Annotated in this window: 8 protein-coding genes; 3 read left to right on the forward strand and 5 right to left on the reverse strand. The window is 74.5% G+C overall.

The features are described from left to right. Window positions 1-9: 9 nt before the first annotated feature. The 3 genes from ABNF97_RS26315 to ABNF97_RS26325 all read right to left on the reverse strand — a co-directional run bounded on the left by ABNF97_RS26315 (window position 10) and on the right by ABNF97_RS26325 (window position 17,565). Window positions 10-252 carry an MbtH family protein gene (locus tag ABNF97_RS26315; protein WP_349340149.1) on the reverse strand — a complete coding sequence of 81 codons (243 nt, stop codon included), beginning with the start codon at window positions 250-252 and terminating at the stop codon, window positions 10-12. After that, window positions 249-16,403 carry a non-ribosomal peptide synthetase gene (locus ABNF97_RS26320; protein ID WP_349340150.1) on the reverse strand — a complete coding sequence of 5,385 codons (16,155 nt, stop codon included), beginning with the start codon at window positions 16,401-16,403 and terminating at the stop codon, window positions 249-251. The genes ABNF97_RS26315 and ABNF97_RS26320 overlap by 4 nt, the downstream gene beginning before the upstream one ends. A gap of 136 nt (window positions 16,404-16,539) precedes the next feature. Then, on the reverse strand, window positions 16,540-17,565 hold the full coding sequence (locus ABNF97_RS26325) for an iron-siderophore ABC transporter substrate-binding protein (RefSeq protein WP_349340151.1): 1,026 nt from the start codon (window positions 17,563-17,565) through the stop codon (window positions 16,540-16,542). Window positions 17,566-17,862: 297 nt separating this feature from the next. Here ABNF97_RS26325 and ABNF97_RS26330 point away from each other — a divergent pair, with 297 nt between their 5' ends. Genes ABNF97_RS26330 through ABNF97_RS26340 form a run of 3 tightly spaced genes read left to right on the forward strand, consistent with a single transcriptional unit; the run spans window position 17,863 to window position 20,887 of the window. Beyond that, the gene (locus tag ABNF97_RS26330) at window positions 17,863-18,933 is read left to right on the forward strand and encodes a FecCD family ABC transporter permease (RefSeq protein ID WP_349340152.1); all 1,071 of its coding nucleotides are present in this window, start codon (window positions 17,863-17,865) and stop codon (window positions 18,931-18,933) included. 5 nt (window positions 18,934-18,938) lie between these two features. After that, a complete protein-coding gene (locus tag ABNF97_RS26335; RefSeq protein WP_130463261.1) occupies window positions 18,939-20,003 on the forward strand; it encodes an iron chelate uptake ABC transporter family permease subunit in 1,065 nt (354 codons plus the stop codon). 2 nt (window positions 20,004-20,005) lie between these two features. Beyond that, complete coding sequence (locus tag ABNF97_RS26340; RefSeq protein WP_349340153.1) at window positions 20,006-20,887, forward strand: ABC transporter ATP-binding protein; 882 nt, start codon at window positions 20,006-20,008, stop codon at window positions 20,885-20,887. A gap of 150 nt (window positions 20,888-21,037) precedes the next feature. Here ABNF97_RS26340 and ABNF97_RS26345 read toward each other — a convergent pair whose 3' ends face one another. Beyond that, window positions 21,038-21,349, reverse strand: coding sequence for a hypothetical protein (locus tag ABNF97_RS26345; RefSeq protein WP_130463263.1), 312 nt, complete (start codon window positions 21,347-21,349; stop codon window positions 21,038-21,040). Window positions 21,350-21,620: 271 nt separating this feature from the next. Beyond that, complete coding sequence (locus ABNF97_RS26350; RefSeq protein ID WP_349340154.1) at window positions 21,621-21,962, reverse strand: DivIVA domain-containing protein; 342 nt, start codon at window positions 21,960-21,962, stop codon at window positions 21,621-21,623. Window positions 21,963-22,047: the final 85 nt, after the last annotated feature.

Raw genomic sequence — 22,047 nt, forward strand, 5'->3', positions numbered from 1 at the left:
GGCTGCCGGTCAGCGATCCGGCTCGGCGGTGGCGGCGTCCATCCGCTCCCGCAGGCTGCGGGGGCGCAGGTCGGTCCAGTTGGCCTCAACGTACGCCAGGCAGTCGTCTCGGGACTGCGGGCCGTCCGCGCCGAACGCCACCGTCCAGCCGGCCGGTACGTCCACAAAAGACGGCCAGAGCGAGTGCTGGTCCTCGTCGTTGACGAGCACCAGGTACTGCCCGTCCGGGTCCTCGAACGGATTCGTGGTCATGCGTCGTTCCTTTCCGGGTCGTCGGCGGCGGCGCCGTTCGACTGGGTGGGCAGGGGTGCCGGCTGGTCGGCGGCATCGGCTCCGAGCGCCGAGAGCGGCAGGTCGGGCCGAGCGAGGGCCGAGGCGAGCAGCCCGAGCAGGTCGTCGGTGAGCCGGCGCGCGGTCGCCGGGTCGAAGAGCTCGACCGCGTACTCCAGTTCGCCGTGCACCGGGCCGTCGCCGACCGGCTCGTAGAAGCTGACCGTCAGTTCGGCCCGGGTCGTCCCGGTCGGCACCGACGCGAACCGCAACGCCGCCCTGCCGTCCGGACCGTCCAACCCGGCCTCCTCGTGGTGCACCAGCATCACCTGCGGCATTGTGGCACCGTCCGGCAGGATGCGGCGTACCGCGTCGAACGGAACGTCCTGGCGGTCGAAGGCACTCAGGTCCGCCTCCCGGATCCGGCCGAGCAGTTCGGTGAAGGTCGGGTCGCCGCCGGTGTCGATCCGCAGCAACAACGGGTTGACGAAGCAGCCGACCAGGTCGCCGAGGGCCGGCTCGGTCCGGCCGGCGACCAGGGTGCCGATCGGAACGTCCGGGCCGGCGCCGATCCGGTGCAGCAGCGCGGCCAGCGCGGTCTGGAACACCATGAACATGCTGGTCCCGGTCTGCCCGGCCAGCTCGTCGACGGCCCGGTGCGACACCGCGTCGAGCACGAACTCGACCCGGCCGCCGCGCCCGGAGAGCGCCGCCGGTCGCGGCCGGTCGGTCGGCAGGGCCAGCCGATCGGGTACGCCGGCAAGCGCTCCCCGCCACCAGTCGAGTTGCCGCGCGTGCCGGCTGCCGGGGTCGGCCGGATCGCCGAGCAGGGTACCCGCCCAGCGGGCGTAGTCCGGATAGCCGACCGGCAGCGGCGACCACTCCGGTGCCCGGCCGGCGACCCGGGCCGCGTAGGCGGTGCCGAGATCCCGGACCAGGGGCACCACCGACCACTCGTCCACGCCGAGATAGTGCATGGTCAGCAGCAGTACCGAATCGTCGTCCAACCCGGTCAGCAACCGGGCTCGCAGCGGCGGTTCCCGGGTCGGGTCCACGCCGTCGCCGACCAGTTCGGCGATCCGGTCGTCGAGCGGCAGCCCGCTCGCCGGCAGCACCTCCAGCGGTGCCCGGGCGGTCACCGGCACCGGCACGGGTTCGCCGGCCGCACCCGCCGCGAGCGCGGTACGCAGCGGCTCGTGTCGCTCGATCACGTCGGCCAGTGCCGCCGCCAGCGCCGGCAGGTCCAGCATCGCCGCACCACCCGACCCATTGGCAGCCCGGACCAGCAGGGCGAGGTCCCAGCCGGTCCGGCCGGACAGGTTCCGCTCGGCGCCGCCGCGGTGCCGGTCCCACCAGATCCGTTGCACCGGGGCCACGACCGGCGCGGCGCTCTCCAGCGCCGGGAGCAGCGCCGGACGCTCCGCCACCGCCCCGGCGAGCCGGTCCGCCAGCCCGGCCACGGTCGGCGCCTCGAAGATGTCCCGGACCGCGAGGTCGACGCCGAGCACCGCCCGGACCCGGCCGAGCAGCCGCATCGCCGCCATCGAGTGCCCGCCGAGGGCGAAGAAGTTGTCCGAGATCCCCACCTCCGGCAGCCGGAGCACCTCCGCGACCAGGTCGGCGAGAGTCCGCTGTGCCGGAGTGACCGGCACCTCGTCGCCGGTCAGCGCCGCCCAGTCCGGCGCCGGCAGGGCACGCCGGTCCAGTTTGCCGTTGGCGGTCAGCGGCAGCGGCCCGTCGAGCACCAGCACGGCGGCCGGGACCATGTAGTCGGGCAGGAGTTCGGCGGCGTGCGCGCGTACCTCGGCGGGGTCGAGCGGGCCGGCGGCCGGCACGACGTACCCGGCCAGTCGGGTCAGGTCGGCGTCGCGGTGCACCACCACCGCCGCCTGGCGTACCCCCGGGTGTCGGGCCAGCACCGCCTCGACCTCGCCCAGCTCGATCCGGAAGCCCCTAATCTTCACCTGGTCGTCGACCCGGCCGAGGAAGTCCAGGATGCCGTCGGCCCGCCACCGCGCCCGGTCACCGGTGCGGTACATCCGGGCCCCGGCCGGGCCGTACGGGTCGGCGACGAAGCGCTCCGAGGTCAGCCCGGGACGCCCGAGGTAGCCCCGGGCCAGCCCGCGCCCGCCGACGTACAGCTCGCCGGCCACCCCGGGCGGCACCGGGCGAAGCCGCTCGTCCAGCACGTACGCCCGGGTGTTCGGGTCGGGCCGGCCGATCGGCACCGCGGCCGACCAGTCCGGCGCGGCCCGCCAGAGCGTCGAGTTCACCGTCGCCTCGGTCAGCCCGTACGCGGCGTGCAGCCGCAGCCGGCGCGCCCACCGGCCGATCACGTCCGGCGGTACCGTCTCGGTGCCGACCAGCACGGTCAGTCCGGCCGGCAGTTGGCAGTCCGGCGGCAGCGCCGACACCAGCGACGGCGGCAGGATCGCGTGACTGACCCGCTCCCGCTCCAGCAGGTCCACCAGGGGTCGGCCCGGTGCCCGGACCTCGTCCGGGGCGATCACCAGCCGGCCACCGGCACAGAGCGCCATGGCCAACTCGAAGACGAAGACGTCGAAGCCGGTCGAGGCGAACTGGAGTACCCGGGAGGAGTCGTCCACCCCCATCCGGTCGACGGCGGTCGCGACCAGGCTGCCGAGCCCCTCGTGCGGCACCACCACCCCCTTGGGCCTGCCGGTGCTGCCCGAGGTGTAGATGACGTACGCGCAATGGTCCAGTCCGTCCGGCACCGCCGGCCCGGTCCCGTCCGCCGCCACCGGCACCGGCTCGGGCTGGAGCGGCCCGACCAGCAGCCGGTGCACGCCGGGCAGTCCCGGCAGCCGCTGCGCCGCCTCCGGGGTCGTCACCAGGATCCGGGTGCCGGAGTCGTCGACCATGTACCCCAGTCGGTCGGCCGGGTGGCCGAGGTCCAGCGGCAGGAACGCGGCGCCGAGCCGCAGCACCCCGAGCACCACCGCCACGGTCTCCAGCGAGCGCGGCACCGCCACCCCGACCACGGTTTCCGGGCCGACGCCATACCCGGCGAGCAGCCGGGCGATCCGGGCCGCCTCGGCGTCCAGTTGCGCGTACGACAGGATCCGCTGCCGGTCGACGACGGCGACCGCCTCCGGGGTCCGCGCCACCCGCCCGGCGAACATCGCCGGCAGGGTCTCCTCCGGCACCGCCCGGCCGGTGGCGTTGAACTCGCGCAGCACCCGGTCCCGCTCGTCGCCGACGAAGACGTCGATCCGGCCCAGCGACGCGTCAGGGTCGGCGACGACCGCCCGGGCCAGCCGGAGCAGCCGCGCACCGAGCAGCGCCACGGTCTCCCGGTCGAACAGGTCGGTCCGGTACTTCAGCAGGCAGCTCAGCGCCTCCTCGACGGTCCCGGCCGGGTCGCCGGCGGACTCGGCGAAGTCGAAGACCAGGTCGAACTTTGCCGCCGAGGCGTCGACCGGCTCGTCGGTGACGGTCAGCCCGGCGAGACCCTCCCACCCGGCGGTGCGGTTGCGGTGCACCACCATCACCTGGAACAGCGGGTTCCGGGAGACCGAACGGGCCGGGTTGACCGCCTCCACCACGGCCTCGAACGGCACGTCCTGGGCGGAGAAGGCGGCCAGGTCGGTCCGGCGTACCCGGGACAGCAGCTCGGTGAAGCTCGGATCGCCGGACAGGTCGGTCCGGAGTACCAGGGTGTTGACGAAGAACCCGACCAGGTCGTCGAGGGCCGCGTCGTCCCGGCCGGCGATCGGCGCGCCGAGCGGGATGTCGGTGCCGGCACCGAGCCGGTGCAGCAGCGCCGCGACCAGCGCGTGCGCCACCATGAACAGGCTGGTGCCGGTGCGGGAGGCGAGCCGGCGCAGCCCGGCGCCGACCTCGGCGGGCAGCGGCACGGAGAGTTCGGCCCCGGCCGGGTCCGGCCGCCCCGAGCGGGCCCGGTCGGTGGGCAGCACCAGCTCCTCGGGCATGCCGGCCAGCGTGGTACGCCAGTGGTCGAGCTGCCGGGCGGCGAGACTGCCCGGGTCCGCCGGGTCGCCGAGCAGCCGGCGCTGCCAGAGCGTGTAGTCGGCGTACTGGACCGGCAGCGGCGCCCAGTCCGGCGCCCGTCCCGCCCGCCGGGCCGCGTACGCGGTGCCGATGTCGCGCAGGAACGGCCCGTCCGACCACTCGTCGGTGGCGATGTGGTGCAACACCAGCACCAGGACGTGCTCCGGCTTCCCGCCCGGAGCCGGGTGGACGGCGACGAGGGTGGCCCGCAGCGGCGGTTCGGTGGTCAGGTCGAAGGGGCGGCGTACCGCCTCCCGGACGATCCCGGCCACCTCTGCCGGGGCAGCGGTGAGCGTGGCCAGCACCGGCACGGCCTCGGCCGCCGGCAGTACCCGCTGGTAGGGCCGGCCGTCGTGCTCGGCGAGCAGGGTGCGCAGCGTCTCGTGCCGGCCGGTCAGGTCGGCCAACGCGGTACGCAGCGCCGCGACGTCCAGGGTTCCGCGCAGCCGTACCGCGATCGGGAAGTTGTAGGCCGCCGACTCCGGAGCGAGCTGCTGGAGCATCCAGAGCCGCTGCTGCGCGAAGGAGAGCGGCAGGACGGCGGGGCGTTCAGCTGCCCGGACCAGCGGGCTCCGCGCAGCCCTTCCGCCGGCCGCGCCGTCGGACCCGGCGGCGCCGAGTCGAGCGGCGTCAGTCCGGACGCCGCCGGTCCAGGCAGCGTCGACCCGGGCGGCCAGTTCGGCGACCGTCGGCGCCTCGAACAGGTCCCGGATCGCCAACTCGGCGCCGAGCGCCACCCGGGCCCGGCTGACCAGCCGGATCGCCAGCAGGGAGTGACCGCCGAGGTCGAAGAAGTTGTCGTCGACACCGACCTCCGGCACGCCGAGCAGTTCGGCGAAGAGGGCACGGATTGCCTCCTCGACGGCGGTGGCCGGCGGGCGGGATGCAACACCGGCCCGGACCGCCGGCGCCGGCAGGGCCGCCGTGTCGAGCTTGCCGTTCACGGTCAGCGGCAGCCGTTCCAGCGGCACCAGCGCGGCCGGCACCATGTAGTCCGGCAGCCGCCGCTTCAGGTCGGCCCGGAGGGTGGCCAGCACGGTGTCGTCGTCGGCCACCGTCCACTGTGCAGCGCGAACCAGGTAGCCGGCGAGCCGGCGCACCCCGGGACCGCTCGTGGAGTCGACCAGCACGGCGGCGTGCGCCACCAGCGGGTGATCGGCGAGCGCGGTCTCGACCTCACCCAGCTCGATCCGGTACCCACGGATCTTCACCTGGTCGTCGGTGCGCCCGAGGAAGTCGAGGTTCCCGTCCGGCCGGCGCCGGACCAGGTCACCGGTGCGGTACATCCGCTCCCCCGGCGCGCCGTACGGGTCGGCGACGAACCGCTGCGCGGTCAGCCCGAGCCGCCGGTGGTAGCCCCGGGCCAGCCCGATTCCGCCGATGTACAGCTCACCGGGGGCACCGGGCGGGACGAGTCGCAGGTACGCGTCGAGCACGTACGCCCGGGTGTTCCAGATCGCCCGGCCGACGGTCGGGGTGGCGCTGTCTGCGGTCCCGCCGCCCAGGGTGTTGATGGTGTACTCGGTCGGCCCGTACAGGTTGTAGCCGGCCGTACCCTCGGTGTCCCGCAACCGGTTCCAGACCGCCTCGGAGACCGCCTCGCCACCGAGCAGCACCAGCACCGGCCGGTGCCGGCCAGTTCCGTCCTCGGCCGGACCGGACCGGTCGAGCAGGCCCTCCTCGATGAGGTGGTGGGCGTAGCTCGGGGTGACGTTGACGACGTCGATCCGGTGCCGGTCGCAGTAGCCGACCAGCGCCTGCGCGTCCCGGCGCAGCTCCTCGTCGCAGACGTGCACCTCGTGCCCCTCGACCAGCCAGAGCAGTTCCTCCCAGGACATGTCGAAGGCGAACGAGACGGTGTGCGCGATCCGCAGCCGCCGGCCGCCGGCCGCCGCCACCGTCGGGTCGAAGATCGCCTCCCGGTGGTTGAGCTGCATGTTCGTCAACCCCCGGTACGGCGTCACCACTCCCTTCGGCCGCCCGGTGGAGCCGGAGGTGTAGATCAGGTACGCCGGGTGTTCCAACCGGTGCGGATCGGTACGGGCGAACCCGGCCGGCAGTTCGGCGTCGGTGAGCGGCGTACCGGGCACTCCGGCCAGCTCGGCCAGTACCGCCGGATCGTCGAGCGGCACCGCCGGGATGTCGGTCGCCGGCAGCCCGGACCGGGCGGGTGTCACCGTCAGCAGGCACATCGGCGCGGTGTCGGCGAGGACGAAGGCCAGCCGCTCGGCCGGATGGTCGAGTTCCAGCGGCAGGTACGCGGCTCCGGTGCGCAGCACCGCGAAGAGCGCCACCACCATCTCGATCGACCGGGGCAGCGCCAGCGCGACCACCCGTTCGGGGCCGGCGCCCCTGGCGACCAGCCGCCGGGCCAGCCGGTTGATCCGGGCGTCGAACTCGGCGTAGGTCAGGGTGCGGCCGGCGAACACCAGGGCGATCTCGTCCGGTGTGCGGGCGGCCTGCTCGGCGAGCAGGTCGGCGACGGACTCGGTGCCGATCGGGTGCCGGGTGGCGCTCCACTCGGCGGCCAGTTCGGCCCGTTCCGCCCCGGTGAGCAGGTCGAGCCGGCCGACCGGGAGATCCGGCTCGGCGACCAGCCGGGCCAGCAGCGCGACGAACCGGTCGAGCAGTGCCCCGGCCACCGGGGCGGGTACGACGTCCGGGCGGTGGTCCAGGGCGACCCGGAGCCGCTGCGCCGGGGTCACCACCAGGGTCAGCGGATAGTGGGTGGCGTCCACCCCGGCCACGGCGGCGATCCCGTGCCGGTCCCGAAGCCGGGCCGACTCCCCCTCGTCGACGAAGTTCTGCAACACGTAGAGCGTGTCGAAGAGCCGGGCGTGCCCACTGGCCCGCTGCACCGCGCCGAGCCCAAGGTGGTCGTGCGGCATCAGGTCGATCCGCTGCTCCCCCAGCCGGCGCAGCAGCCGGAGCACCGGCTCGGCGGGCTCGGCGGTGACGCGTACCGGCACGGTGTTGAGGAAGAGCCCGATCGTGTTCTCCACGTGCGGCACGTCCGCGTGCCGGCCGGCGACGGTCATCCCGAAGACCACGTCGGTGCGGCCGAGGTGACCGCCGAGGACCAGCCCCCAGGCGGCGGTGAGCACGGTGTTGAGGGTCAGCCCGTGCCGGCGGGCCAGCCCGCGCAGCCGGTCGCCCAGCGCGGCCGGCAGCTCGGCCCGGACCCGGTGCGGGACGACCGGCGCCAGGTTCGCCTCCGGGGCGACCAGGGTCGGTTCGGCGAGTCCGGCGAGGGCATCCCGCCAGGCCCGGGCGGCCCGCTCGGTGTCCTGGCTGGCCAGCCATTCCAGATGGTGCCGGTAGGAGCCGGCCGGTGGCAGGTCCCGGTCGTCGCCGTCGCGCTCGTAGAGGGTGAAGAGCTGCTCGACGAAGAGCTCCTCGGACCAGCCGTCCCAGAGCACCAGGTGGTGACCGACGACCAGCCGGTCCCGGTCGGCGCCGAGCCGGAGCAGGAGCAGCCGGCACAGCGGTGGCCGGGTCAGGTCGAACCGGGTACGCCGGTCCTCGGCCATCAGCTCGGCCATCCGGGCCCGCTGGGCCTGCGGGTCGAGGTCGGTCAGGTCCACCTCGGTCACCGGCAGTTCCGGACCCACTCCGACGAACTGCACCGGCTGGGGCAGCCCGACACTCGCGAACCCGGCCCGCATGCCGGGGTTGCGGGCCAGCAGCGCGGCGCCGGCCCGGCGCAGCCGGTCCAGGTCCAACCGGTACCCGAGGTCGAAGGCGTCCTGTGCGGTGTAGACGTCCAGGGCCGAGGTGTCGTAGCTGGCGTGGAAGTACAGCCCCTCCTGCAACGGTGAGAGTGGCCAGATCTCCGCCACCGGCACCGGGCTGGTCCGCTCGATCCGCTCGATCTCGTCCCGGCCCAGCGTCAGCCCGGCCGCGACCACGGGCCCGTCCCCGACCCGACCAGGGGCAGTGGTGGCGGCGGTGACGGCGGCAGCGGCGGTGACGGCGGCAGCGGCGGTGATGGCAGCGGTTGCGGGGGCGGCGGCGGTGACGGTGACGGTGGTGGCGGCGGTGAGCTGGTGGAGCGCGGCGCGCCACTCGGCGGCCAGCCCGGTCACGTCCGGCTCGTCGAGCACGCCGTCCGGCCACGTCCAGGTCGCGGCCAACGCCGGCCCGGCCGGGGTCTCGGTGGCGACCACGTCGACCTGGACCAGGTGGGACAGGCCCAGCCCGCCGTTGACGACGGCGATCGCGTCGGACTCCGCCGCCGGCGTCCAGTCCTGCCCGGTGCCGCCGGGGAACCGGCCGTAGTAGTGGAACAGCACCTGCGCCGAGGAGAGTCCGGCCAGCACCGGTGCCGCCTGGGGGTTCAGGTGGCGCAGCAGCCCGTAGCCGAGGCCCCCGTCCGGGACCGCCCGGATCCGCTCACCGACCGTGGCCAGCACCTCGACCGGGTCGGTGCCGGCCGGCAGGCGTACCGGTGCGACGCTGGTGAACCAGCCGACGGTACGGGACAGGTCGAGGTCGGGCTCGACCTCCTCCCGGCCGTGCCGTTCGAGGTCGACCAGCAGGTCGGCGGCACCGTCTCGGCCGTGCCGGTGCTGCCACCGGGTCACCGCGAGCCGGAGCGCCGCGAGCAGTACCCCGGTGACCTCGCCGCCGACCGCCGCCGGTACGGCGGTGAGCAGCGGCAGCGTCTCGGCCGGATCGAGGCGTACGACGTGCTGGCGGGCCGGTCCCGTCGGCGGTCGGGACCGCGCCGGCAGCAGCTCCGCGCCCGGGGCGAGCGTCTCGACCCAGTGCGCCAGTTCCGCCAGCCGTTCGGGGCGGTGCGCGTGCTCGCCGAGCACCCGGGCGTACCGCCGCAGCGGGGTGCCGACCGGGGCGAGCCGGGCCGGCCGACCGGCCCGCACCGAGGCCCAGGCGCTGGCCAGGTCCGCCAGGAGGATCCGCCAGGAGACCCCGTCGACCACCAGGTGGTGGGCGGCGAGCAGCAGCCGGCCGGGCCGGTCGCCGCAGTCGAACCAGACCGCCCGGAGCATGCTCCCGTCGTCCGGGTCGAGCCGGTCGGTGGCGGCGGCGGACTCGGCGGCCAGCACGGCACGCAGCCCGGCGTCGTCGAGCCCGGTCACGTCGACCCGGCGTACCAGGTCGATCGCCCGCACCGTGCCGGCCGGTCGCGTCTGGAGCGACCAGAGCACCGAGGCGATCCGGTGCAGCCGGAGCCGCAGGCCGGCGTGCCGGTCCAGCACCGCCTGCAGGACGGCGGCCAGCGACCCGAGGTCCAGTTCGGCCGGTACGACCAGCAGCGTGCTCAGGGTGAACCGGTCGATCGGCAGGCCCGTGTCCCGGAGCCAGTGCACGATCGGCAGCAGCGGTACCTCACCCGTCTCGTCCGGATCCGCGACCGGCTCGACCGGGGCGACGGCCGCCCCGGCTGACACGGTGGTCCGCTGCGACGTCCCGGCGGCGGTCGCCGGGCCCGTCGCCGTCGGGGGGTCGCCCGGGGACAGGGCCGCGTCGCCACCGCCGGCCCCGGCCAGCGCCCGTGGGGTCCGGTGCCGGAAGACGTCGCGGGGTGCGATCGCCAGGCCGTGCCGGCGGGCCCGGCTGGAGACCGCGATGGAGAGGATGCTGTCGCCGCCGAGGGCGAAGAAGTCTCCGTCCGCACCGACCTCCGGCAGCCCGAGCAGCTCGGCGAAGATCTCCCGGAGCAGCCGCTCGGCCGTCCTGCCCCCGTCGGGGCGCACCGCCGGGTCCGGATCGGACAGCACAGCCGGTGCCGCCGCGGCGGGAGCCGTCGTCACCGCGGCCTGTGGGGCAGGCAGGGCGGCCCGGTCGAGCTTGCCGCTCGGGGTCAGCGGCAGGGCGTCGAGCAACACGAACCGGCCCGGCACCATCGACTCGGGCAGCCTGGCCCGGACCGCCGCCCGGACCGCCTCGACGTCGAGCCGGTGCCCAACGACCGGCACCAGGTAACCGACCAGCCCGGTCCGGCCCCGGCCGTCGACCCGGGCGGCCGCGACCGCCTGCGCCACCCCCGGCACGGACCGGAGCACCGTCTCCACCTCGCCGAGGTCGACCCGGTGCCCCCGGATCTTGACCTGGTCGTCGTCGCGCCCGACGTACTCGAGTACACCGTCGGTGCGCCACCGCACCAGGTCGCCGGTGCGGTACATGCGCTGCCCCGCCGGCCCGTACGGGTCGGCGACGAAACGCTGCGCGGTCAGCCCGTACCGGGCGTGGTAGCCGTACCCGAGTTGGGTGCCGGCGACGTACAGTTCGCCGGGTACGCCGGGCGGCACCGGCCGGAGGCAGTCGTCGAGCACGTACAGCCGGGTGTTGGCCACCGGGCGGCCGATCGGCACCGTACGCTCCGCGCCGCCGTCATTGGCCCACCAGGTGACCTGCACCGCGGTCTCGGTCGGCCCGTAGAAGTTGTCCAGCGCGGTGCCGGTGTGCGCGTGCCAGCGCCGGGCCAGTTCCGGCGAGAGTGCCTCGCCGCCGCAGGAGACCCAGCGCAGGCTGGCCGCCCAGCCGGGGTCGGCGGTCAGTTCGTCGGCGAGCAGGAACGCCTCGACCAGCGACGGTACGAAGGTGACCGCGGTGACCCGGTGCCGGCGGACCAGCCCGGCGAGCCGGCCCGGGTCACCGGCCTCGTCCTCGCCGGGCAGCACCACGGCGGCACCGGCCGACAGCGGCCAGAAGATCTCCCAGACCGAGGTGTCGAAGCCGGCCGGCGCGAGTTGCAGCATCCGGTCGTCGGTGCCGAGCCCGAACCGCCGCTGCGACCAGGCGAGCTGGCTGACGATCGCCCGGTGGCCGACGAGTACCCCCTTCGGGCGGCCGGTGGAACCCGAGGTGTAGATGAGGTAGGCCGGGAGGTCGGGTCCGACGTCGGCACCCGACGGGTCACCGCCGCCGATCGGGTCGTCGCCGCCGATCGGGTCACCGCCGCCGCCCGCCGGCGCCATCGGTTCCGCCGTCGCGGAGACCAGCAGCTGCGCCACCCCGGCCGGCCGGGGTAACCGGCCCATCACGTCGACCGTGCAGACCACGGCCCGGGCGCCGGAGTCCGCGAGCACGGCGGAGAGCCGCTCTCCGGGGTGCGTGACGTCCAGCGGCAGGTACGCGGCGCCGGCCTTCAGGGCGCCGAGCAGCGCCACCACCAGCTCGGCCGACCGGGGTACCGCCACCGCGACGACGTCGCCCGGCCGGATCCCCCGGGCGGCCAGCCGCCGGGCCAGCGCGCTCGCCCGGCGTTCCAGCCCGGCGTAGTCGAGCCACCGTTCGCCGTCGATCAGCGCGACCGCGTCCGGCGTCCGGCCGGCCTGGGCGGCGACCAGTCCGTGCAGGGTCTCCGACGGCACCGGGGCGACCGGACCGGTGAGCCGGGTCAGCGCGGTGTCCCGGTCGGCCGCCGGCAGCAGGTCGATCCGGCCGACCGGCCGGTCCGGCTCGGCGACGAACGTGCCGAGCAGCTCGGCCAGGCCGGTCCGGAGCCGGCGTACGGTAGCGGCGTCGATCCGCTCCGGGTCGTACTCCACGGTGAGATCCAGCGACCCGCCGGCCGGGGACACCAGGAGGGTGACCGGATAGTGGGTCGCCTCCCGGAACTCGACGCCGGCCAGGGTGAGCCCGCCGGACCGCCCGGTCGGGACCGGGTCGACGGGATGGTTCTCCAGCACCACCAGGGTGTCGAACAGCTCTCCGCCGCCGGCCAGCCGCTGGATCGCCGGCAGCCCGAGGTGCTGCGCGTCGAGCAGCTCGGCCTGCTGCCGCTGGAGCCGACCGGCGAGTTCGACCAGCGGTTCCGCCGGACTCCAACGCAGCCGGACCGGCAGGGTGTTGATGAAGAGCCCGACCATCGCCTCGACGCCGTCCAGTTCGGCGGGCCGGCCGGAGACGGTACTGCCGAAGACGACGTCACGCCGGCCGAGCTGCCGGCCCAGCAGCACCGCCCAGGCGGCGTGCAGCACGCTGCCCACGGTCAGCCCGGCCGCCCGGACCCGGCCGGCCAGTCCGGCGGCCACCTCGGGCGGCAGCACCACCCGGGTCCGCTCGGGGTCGAACATCCCGGCGTGTCCCTCCGCGACCTCGGCGGCGAGCCGGGTCGGACCGTCGAGTCCGGCCAGCGCCGCCCGCCAGGCGTCACCGGCCGCCGCCCGGTCCCGACCGGCGAGCCACTCGAGGTACCGCCGGTACGGGGTGACCGGCGGTAGCCGGTCCGGCTCGCCACCGGGTGCGTACCGGGCGAGCAGGTCCCGCAGGGTCACCCCGGCCGACCAGCCGTCGGTGACGATGTGGTGGTGGGTGAGCAGCAGGCGGTGCCGCTCGGCGGTCAACCGGACCAGTACGCAGCGCAGCAGCGGCGGCCGGGTCAGGTCGAACGGTGCGGCCCGTTCCGCCTCGGCCAGCGCCTCGAACTCGGCCGTCCGCTCCGGTTCGGGGTACCCGGTCAGGTCCACCTCGCGCCACGGCAGCGCGATCCCGTCCGCGACCAGTTGTGCCGGCCGCCCGTCCGCAAGCTGCGGGAAGGCGGCCCGCAGCGGGGCGTGCCGGTCGAGCACGTCCTGTCCGGCCCGGCGCAGCGCGGCGGCGTCCAGCGGTCCACGCAGCTCGATCACCTGCTGCACCCGGTACGGGTCCCGCCGCGCCCCGGCGGCGACCGCGTGGAAGTAGAACCCCTCCTGCAGCGGGGTCAGCGGCAGCACGTCGGCGACGGCCGGTACGGCGGCGGCGACGGCGTCCACGTCCTCCTGCCGCAGTGCCAGCAGCGGGAAGTCGGACGGGCTCGGTCCGCCGGCCCCCGGTCGGGCGGCGTGCCGGAGCAGTGCGTCCAGCGCGGTGAACCAGCCCTGCGCCAGTTCCGTCACGTCCGCCTCGGTGAGCAGCGCCGCCGGCCAGGCCCAGGTCACGCCGAGCCCGGGGCAGTCCGGCCGGTCCTCGGTGAAGGCGTTCACCTCCAGCGTGTACGGCGCCACCGGCATGCCCGCGTCGAAGCCACCGGCGAGCAGGCCGAGTCCGGGCAGCGCGGTCCAGCAGCCGTCGACTGAGGACTCCACGCCGAACCGGCCGAGGTAGTTGAAACTGATCTGCGGCTGCGGCAGTCCGGCGAGTACGGCGGCGGTCTCCGGGTTGAGGTGCCGCAGCAGCCCGTACCCGAGGCCGTGGTCGGGGATGGCCCGCAGCCCCTCCTTGATCCGTTTCAGGGCCCGGCCGGCGTCCTCGCCGCCGGCCAGCGCCTCGTCGAGGTCGATCGGTCCCGGGTCGAGCCGGACCGGGAAGATGCTGGTGAACCAGCCGAGGGTGCGGGACAGGTCGACGCCGTCGGCGAGCTGCTCCTCCCGGCCGTGCCCCTCCAGCGCGACCAGCGCGGGGCCGGGTGCGCCGGTCCCCCTCCGCCGGCGCCAGTCGGCGAGCGCCAGACCGAGCGCGGTGAGCAGCACGTCGTTCACCCCGGCGGAGAAGGCCGCCGGGATGCTGGTGAGCAGCGGTACGGTCTGCTCGGCCGGCAGCCGCAGGGTGAGCCGGCGGACGGTGCCGAGGTCGCCGACCGGGTCCAGCGGGCGGTCCGCCAGTGCCGGGTCGCCGCCGCGCAGCAGCTCCGTCCAGAGCGGCAGTTCGGCGGTCCGCTCTGCCGACTCGGCGTCGGCGTGCAGCAACTCGGCCCAGCGTCGCAGCGGGGTGCCGACCGGCTCCAGCCGGGGCGTCCGGCCGGCCAGCACGTCGGTCCAGGCGGCGGCGAGGTCGGGCAGCAGGATCCGCCAGGAGACGCCGTCGACCACCGCGTGGTGCACCACCACGACCAGCCGGCCGGCCCGGTCCGGGCCGGCATCCAGCCAGACCGCCTGGAGCATCACGCCGGCCTCCGGGGCGAGGCGGCCGCCCGCGACGTCGGCGGCGCCGGTGATCCGGTCCCGGATCGCCTCGTCGGTCAGCCCGGCGACGTCGATCCGGCGCAGCCGGTCTGCCGCCGGCACCGTGCCGGGGGCCGGCACCACCAGCCGGCCCGGACGCTGCGGGGTGGCCCGGTGCAGCCGGGACCGGAGTACGTCGTGCCGGTCCAGCACCGCCTGGAGGGTGGCGGCCAGCCGCTCGGCGGTCGCCTCGGCCGGTACCCGGACCGCCAGCCACTGCGCGAACGCGTCGATCGACCCGCCGCATTCGTCCAGCCAGCGCATGATCGGGGTGAGCGGGAACTCCCCGACCCCGGCCGCGGGGTCGTCCTCGACTCCCCGGGACAGCGACTCGGCCACCTGCGCCAGCTCGGCGACGGTACGGCGCTGGAAGACCTGGCGCGGCGTGACGACCAGCCCCGCCTGCCGGGCCCGGATCACCAGCTGGATCGAGACGATGCTGTCCCCGCCGAGGGCGAAGAAGTCGTCCTCCACCCCGACCTGCGGCAGCCCGAGCACCTCGGCGTAGAGGGCGCAGAGCACCTCCTCGCGGGCGTCCCGGGGCCGGGCTCCGGTGCTCGGCGCCGCGAAGTCCGGCGCCGGCAGGGCGGCCCGGTCCAGCTTGCCGCTGGGCAGCACCGGCAGCTCGTGCAGCGGTACGAAGGCGGCCGGCACCATGTGGTCGGGCAGCCAGCCGCGGGTGTACCCGCGCAGCTCGGCCAGGAGAGCGGTGACGTCCCGAAACGGCGCCGGCCGGTCCAGCGCCGGTACGACGTACGCGACGAGCCGCTGCTCACCCGCGCGTCCCGGGCGGGCCAGCACGACGACCTGGTTGACCGCTGGATGCTGGGCGAGCACCGACTCGATCTCACCCGGCTCGATCCGGTACCCCCGGATCTTCACCTGGTCGTCGGCGCGGCCGAGGAACTCCAGCCGCCCGTCCGGCAGCCAGCGCACCAGGTCACCGGTGCGGTAGAGCCGCCCGCCGGCCGGCCCGTACGGGTCGGCGACGAAGCGCTGCGCGGTCAGCCCCGGCTGGCCGAGATAGCCCCGGGCCAGGCCGGTGCCGCCGAGGTACAGCTCGCCGGTGACGCCGACCGGCACCGGCTGGAGGGCGGCGCCCAGCACGTAGCACCGGGTGCCGGGGTCGGGGCGGCCGATCGGCACCACGCCACCGGGCGGGGTGGCCGGATCGCACTCCCCCAGCGTGGAGTTGACCGTCGCCTCGGTCGGCCCGTACGCGTTGAACATCGGCCGGTCCCGGGCCCACCGGGCGACCAGCTCCGGGGAGACCCGCTCGGTACCGGCCAGCAGGGTCGCCCCGGCCGGCAGGGTCAGCTCCCGGGGCATCGCGGCGAGCAGCGCGGGCGGCAGGATCATGAAGGTCACGCCGTGCCGGTGGGCGTACTCGGTCAGCGCCGGGCCGGGCACCCGCCGCTCGGCCGGCACCACCACCAGCCGGCCGCCGGAGAGCAGCCCGAGGCAGAGGTCCCAGAACGCCACGTCGAAGCTGGGCGAGGCGAACTGGAGTACCCGGCTGTGCGGCCCGACGCCGAGCCGGGCGCGCTGGGTGGCGACCAGCTTGGTCACCCCGGCGTGCGAGACCACGACCCCCTTGGGCCGGCCGGTGGAGCCCGAGGTGTAGATGACGTAGGCGGCGTTCTCCGGGGCCAGCGCCGGGAACCCGGCCGGGCCCGGTCCGATCTGACCGATGTCGGTCAGCTCGTCGAGCAGCAGCCTCGGCAGGTCCGGGGTGTCCGGCAGGTCGTCGGCGAGCGCGGCCGTGCTGACCAGGCAAACCGGCCGGGCGTCGGCGAGCATGAAGCCGATCCGCTCGGCCGGGTAGTCCCGGTCCACCGGCAGGTAGGCGCCGCCGGCCTTGAGCACCGCCACCTCGGCCACGATCATGTCCACCGAGCGGGGCAGGCAGAGCGCGACCACCCGCTCCGGCCCGACCCCCCGGGCCCGCAACGCGTGCGCCAGCCGGTCGGCCCGGGCGTCCAGCTCCGCGTAGCTCAGTTCGACGTCCTCGCAGACCACCGCGACCGCCCCGGGAGCACGGCGGACCTGCTCGGCGAAGAGCTCCGGCCAGGTCGCCGAGGGCTCCGGCCGGACCGTGGAGTTCCACTCGACGAGGATCCGGTGCCGGTCCGCCGCCGTGGGCCCGGCCTGGGTCGCCGAACCGGCCGCCGGCGCCGAACCGGCCGCGGCGCGGTTCAGGTCACTTCTGGGCACGACGAGATACCGCCTCTCGCGAGCGGGTGGAAACGGTCCGGGTGGAGGTGTCAGGGCTCGCCGCGGCGGTCAGCCGTAAGCCGGTCAGTCGGTCAGTCGGTCAGTCGTGCGCCGGTCGGTCGTGCGCCGTGCGCGGTCAGCCGTCGCCGAGCAGCGGCAGAATCTGGTCCAGCGCGTACGGGACGCTGAGCACGGTGCTGAACGAGAGCGCGGCACCGAGCGGCGGGTCCTCGTACGGCAGGAAGACCGCCCGGTTCTGCTTCGCCACGTCGAGAGTGGCGTAGACCCGGTCCGCCTTCACCCGCGGTTCGGCGCTGGCGTCCGAGGTGAGGAAGAGCAGCCTGTCGACGTCGACCAGGTCCAGCCGCTCGGAGCCGATCTCGGCGGCGTACTCCTTGCCGATCGCCTGCACGATGTTCTCCGGCACCGTGAAGCCGAGCTGGGTCATGAAGACCACCTTCGGATCACTCGGTGCGAAGACGGCGTACTTGCCGGCCTCGTACGGGTCGACCACCGCGACCGTCCTGCCGGCGAAGCCGGGGTGTTCCTGCCGGGCCCTGGCGAACCGGGCGTCGACGTCGGCGATCAGCTTCTCGGCCTGCTCGGACTTGCCCAGCGCGCGGCCGGCCTGCCGGGTCATCTCCTGCCACGGTGCGGCGTAGTCGTCGAAGCCCTTCGGCTGGGCGACGGTCGGGGCGAGCTGGGAGAGCTTCTGGTACTGCTCCTTGGTCATCCCGGAGTAGAGCCCGATGATCAGATCCGGACGCAGCGCGGCGATCTTCTCGAGGTTGTAGTCGTCCCGCTCACCGACGATTTCCGGCGGGCTGCTGCCCCACAGCGGCTGCGCCCACGGCCACTTGCCGTACGGCCGCTCCAGGAACCAGTCGATCGCACCGACCGGCACGACACCGAGGGCGAGCACCGGGTCCTGGTCGCTGAGTCCGAGCGTCACCACCCGGGTGGGCGCCTTGGTGACCTCGGTGCTGCCGTACTTGTGCTCGACCGTCACCGGGAAGGTGCCACCGGCGTTCGCCGAGGACGTCGGGTCGGCGCCGTCGTCGCCACCGCCGCAGCCGGCCAGGCCGAGTACGAGGACGGCCAGCGCCGCCACCAGTCGGACGACCGGGCGTGGGCCCATCGGGCGGGCAGGTGTCGTGGACATCGGCTCCTCTTCGGTCTCTCGGGTCCCGTCGCGCCCTCGGCGAACGGGTGGAAGTACGGTCGACGGACCGGGCGCGCCGGGCCGGCTCGGAATGCGGGGTCGCACGACGGTTGCCGGATGGTCAGGGAACGGCATCGGCGCCTGGTTCCGATGACGGTGATAGTAAGGTAATCCTTACCTAACCTCAACAGCTTCGCCGGAATGGACCTCCCCAACCATCGAAGCCGTGAACTAAGGTATACCTACCCTAAGAAGCGAACGCCCTGCACGTTGCGCCGAACGAATCCCGAGGACCGTGTGACAATCGACCAGGCGCCACCGGTGCGCCGACCCGCGCCCGCCCGGACGGCGGGTCACCGACCCGCTCGCCCGGTCGGGTACTTCCTGGTCGCCACGATCGTCCTGATCGCCCTCTCCCTGCTCTCCGTGGCGGTGGGCAGCCGGCAGATCCCGCTGGACCAGGTGGTGCAGACCCTCGTCGACCGGGCCGGCGCGCGGGTCGGCGCCCCGCAGATCGAGGCGATCGTCTGGGGCGTACGCCTGCCGCGCACCGTGCTCGGCCTGCTGGTCGGGATGGCCCTGGGCCTCTCCGGTGCCCTGATGCAGGGGCTGACCCGCAACCCGCTCGCCGATCCCGGCCTGCTCGGCGTCAGCGCCGGTGCCGCGCTCGGCATCGTCGTCGCGATCGCCTGGTTCGGCATCGCCACGCTCTACGGCTACATCTGGTTCGCCTTCGCCGGTGCCCTGCTGGCCAGCGTGGTGGTCTACCTGCTCGGCGGACTCGGCCGGGGCGGCTCGACCCCGGTCAAGGTGGCGCTGGCCGGCATCGCGATCACCTTCCTGCTCAACTCGGTGACCAGCGCCGTCGTGCTGCGCGACCCGGAGGCGTTGAACCGCTACCGGTTCTGGGCGGCCGGCTCGCTCAACGGGCCGGGCTTCGGCACCATCACCCAACTGCTGCCGTTCCTGGCCGTCGGCGCCATCCTCGCGCTGGCCGCCGCACCGGCGCTGAACAGCCTCGCACTCGGCGACGACGTCGCGGCCGCGCTGGGCCGCCGGGTCGGACTGGTACGTCTGCAGGGCACCCTGGCGGTGACCCTGCTCGCCGGGGCCGCGGTCGCGGTCGCCGGGTCGATCGTCTTCATCGGCCTGGTGGTGCCGCACGTGGCCCGCCTGATCACCGGCCCCAACCACCGCTGGCTGCTGCCGTTCACCATGGTGCTCGCGCCGAGCCTGCTGCTGCTGGCCGACATCGTCGGTCGGGTCGTCGCCCGACCGAGCGAGGTCGGTGTCGGCATCATCGCCGCGTTCATCGGCGGCCCGTTCTTCATCATGCTGGTCCGGCGCCGCCGGCTCGCGGAGCTCTGATCGGGGTGACCCTCCTCGACCTGCGCCGCACCGGCGGGCGTACCGCGTTCCGGATCAACCGGCCACCGGTCTCCGGCGTGCTCCTGGTCCGGTTGCTGCTCTGCTGCCTCGGGCTCGTCGTGCTGACGTTCGTGGTCTTCTGCGTCGGCATCGCCACCGGCGACTACCCGGTCAGCCCGCTGGAGGTGGTCCCCGCGCTCTGGGGTTCCGGCGATGCGGGCCAGGTCTTCATCGTGCGGGAGCTGCGGCTGCCCCGGGCGCTGACCGCCGTACTCGCCGGTGCCGCGTTCGCCGTCTCGGGGGCGATCTTCCAGACCATCACCCGCAACCCACTGGCCAGCCCCGACATGATCGGCATCAACGCCGGTGCCACCACCGCCGTGGTGGCCGCCATCGTGCTCGGCGGCGCCGGACTGAGCCTGCCGGCGCTGGGCCTGATCGGCGGGCTGGCCACCGCCGCGCTGATCTACCTGCTGGCCTGGCGGCGCGGCGCCACCGGCTACCGGATCGTCCTGGTCGGCATCGCCGTCTCCTGGATGTGCACCAGCGCCACCGACTACCTGCTGACCCGGGCCCAGTTGGCCGAGGCACAGGCGGCGCTCGGCTGGCTGGTCGGCAACCTCAGCGGCCGCGGCTGGGAGACGGTCCGCCCGCTCTCCGCCGCGGTGCTGGTACTGCTGCCCGCCGGGATGCTGCTCGGGCGGTGGAGCCGGACCCTGCACCTCGGCGACGACGTGGCGCAGGGCCTGGGCATCCCGGTGCAACGGGCTCGACTCTGCCTGGTGCTGGTCGGCGTCGCGATGGTCGCGTTCGCCACCGCCGCCACCGGGCCGGTGCTGTTCGTGGCACTGGCCGCACCACAGGTCGCCCAGCGGTTGGCGGGGCTCCCCGCGCCACCGCTGCTGACGTCGGCGCTCACCGGGGCGTTGATGGTCTCCGCCAGCGACCTGGTGGCCCGCTGGCTCATCCCCGACGTCGACCTCCCGGTCGGCGTGGTCACCGGGGCGCTCGGCGCGGCGTTCCTGCTCTGGCTACTCGTCCGGACCAACCGCGCCGGTTCTGGAGGCTGAAGATGACCGTGGACCTGACCATCGCCGACGCCACCCTCGACGCCCCGCCGTCGAGCGCCGCCGGGCAACCCGAGCTGCGGGCCGAACGGCTGCGCCTGGCGTACGGCGACCGGGTGGTCGTCGACGATCTCGACCTGGTGATACCGGCGGGCCGGATCAGTGTGATCGTCGGCGCCAACGCCTGCGGCAAGTCGACCCTGCTGCGGGCGCTGGCCCGGCTGCTCAACCCGACGGCCGGCAGCGTCCAGCTCGACGGCCGGGCGATCCACTCCCTGCCCACCCGGCAGGTGGCTCGGCAGGTGGGGATCCTGCCGCAGTCCCCGATCGCCCCGGACGGTCTGACCGTGATCGACCTGGTCGGTCGGGGCCGCTCGCCGCACCAGACGTGGTGGCGGCAGTGGTCGCTGGACGACGAGCGGGCGGTCTCCGATGCGCTAGCCGCGACCGGGGTCACCGAGCTGGCCGGCCGGCCGGTGGACGAGCTCTCCGGTGGGCAGCGGCAACGGGCCTGGATCGCCATGGCGGTGGCCCAGCAGACCCCGGTGCTGCTGCTGGACGAGCCGACCACGTTCCTGGACCTGGCGCACCAGGTCGACGTACTCGATCTGGTGGTGGACCTGAACCGGCGGGACGGCCGCACCGTGGTGATGGTGTTGCACGACCTCAACCAGGCGTGCCGGTACGCCGACCACGTGATCGCGATGAAGAGCGGCCGGATCGTCGCGCAGGGCGAACCGTCGAGGGTGGTCACCGCCGAGGTGGTCGACGAGGTCTTCGGCCTGCGGTGCGAGGTGAGCACCGACCCGCTGACCGGCACTCCGCTGGTGATCCCGACCAGCCGGCACCACCCCCGGCCGCTGGTGCCGGTGGCCGTCGGCGTCTGATGGTCCGGTCAGGACCCCGCAGACGACCCGGCGGCCACCGTCCCCGCACCGGCGGTGATCAGTGAACTTTTTCAACCTCCCGTTGCGGTCCGTCGGAGCGCAAGCTCGGACGCGGTGTGTGAGCGCCGCGCGGTTCAGGTTGAAACAGGTTCAGGCGCTGGCGCAGGTCGTCGTCGCGAGGTAGGGCCCGGTGTTGCTGTGCGGGTAGTACAGCGCGAGCGTGGTCGCCGGCCGGGTACCCGCCGGGCAGGTCTCGGAGAAGACCCAGCGCGGGGTGAACGGATCCGGCGCGCAGTGGTAAATCCGCTGGTCGTGCTCGATCGGGTAGCGGCCGTACATTTTAAGACCGTCGGCGCTGCACGGTTGGGCCTGTGCGGCCTGGGCCGGTACGACGGTGAGCCCGACCGCCGCGCCGGCCCCGACGATCGCGACCACCGCGATCCGGGTGGCGAACTTCCTCATGGGATCCTCCCCTTCCGCACTCCCATCGATGACGGGATCGTTGGGTAATTAAACAAACTCGGGGCGGCTCAGCACAATAAGATCCCTCGATGTCCAGGTGGAAAGCCGCCCCTGGACGGGAAGGCATAGCACGCGGGCCGGTCGCGGGTGCGAATGGCCCGCATGACCTCCGGGGCGACCAGCGCGGTGGATGGCCTACCGGGCTCCGCCCTACACCCCGCACTCCGGCCAAGCGGGGCCAGTGGCCCGGCGCGACGCGTCACTCACGGGGTCAACTTCGGAACATCGGATCGCCGAAGGACGACCTCGGGCCACCACCGGCGACCGCGGCCTCGATGCAGTCGAGCCGGGCCCGGATCTCTTCGAGTTGGGCGAGGATCGCCACCTGCGGCTCGGCCACCGCACTGGACGCGGTACCGGCCGCAGCTGCGGGCGGCGCGGCTGCGGGGGCCCGGTGCCCACGCAGTGCCGCCAACTCCTCCGTCAGTGCGGAGATGGTGCTCTCGACCTGGTCCAGGAACTCGTCGACCTCCTGCTCGTCGTAGCCGCGTCGACCGAGCGGTGGCTTCCGGAAGGCGACGCTGCGGATGTCCGACGGAGTGAGGTGGGGCATGTGCGAGCCTCCCGGTCTGAACTGACGATTTTGTAGTGGACCTCGAAGGTATCGACGTCGGACAAGGGGCGGGCAGACGGCGGGC

The organism is Plantactinospora sp. B6F1 (genome assembly GCF_040120695.1).
In the GTDB taxonomy this organism is placed as follows: Bacteria; Actinomycetota; Actinomycetes; order Mycobacteriales; family Micromonosporaceae; genus Plantactinospora.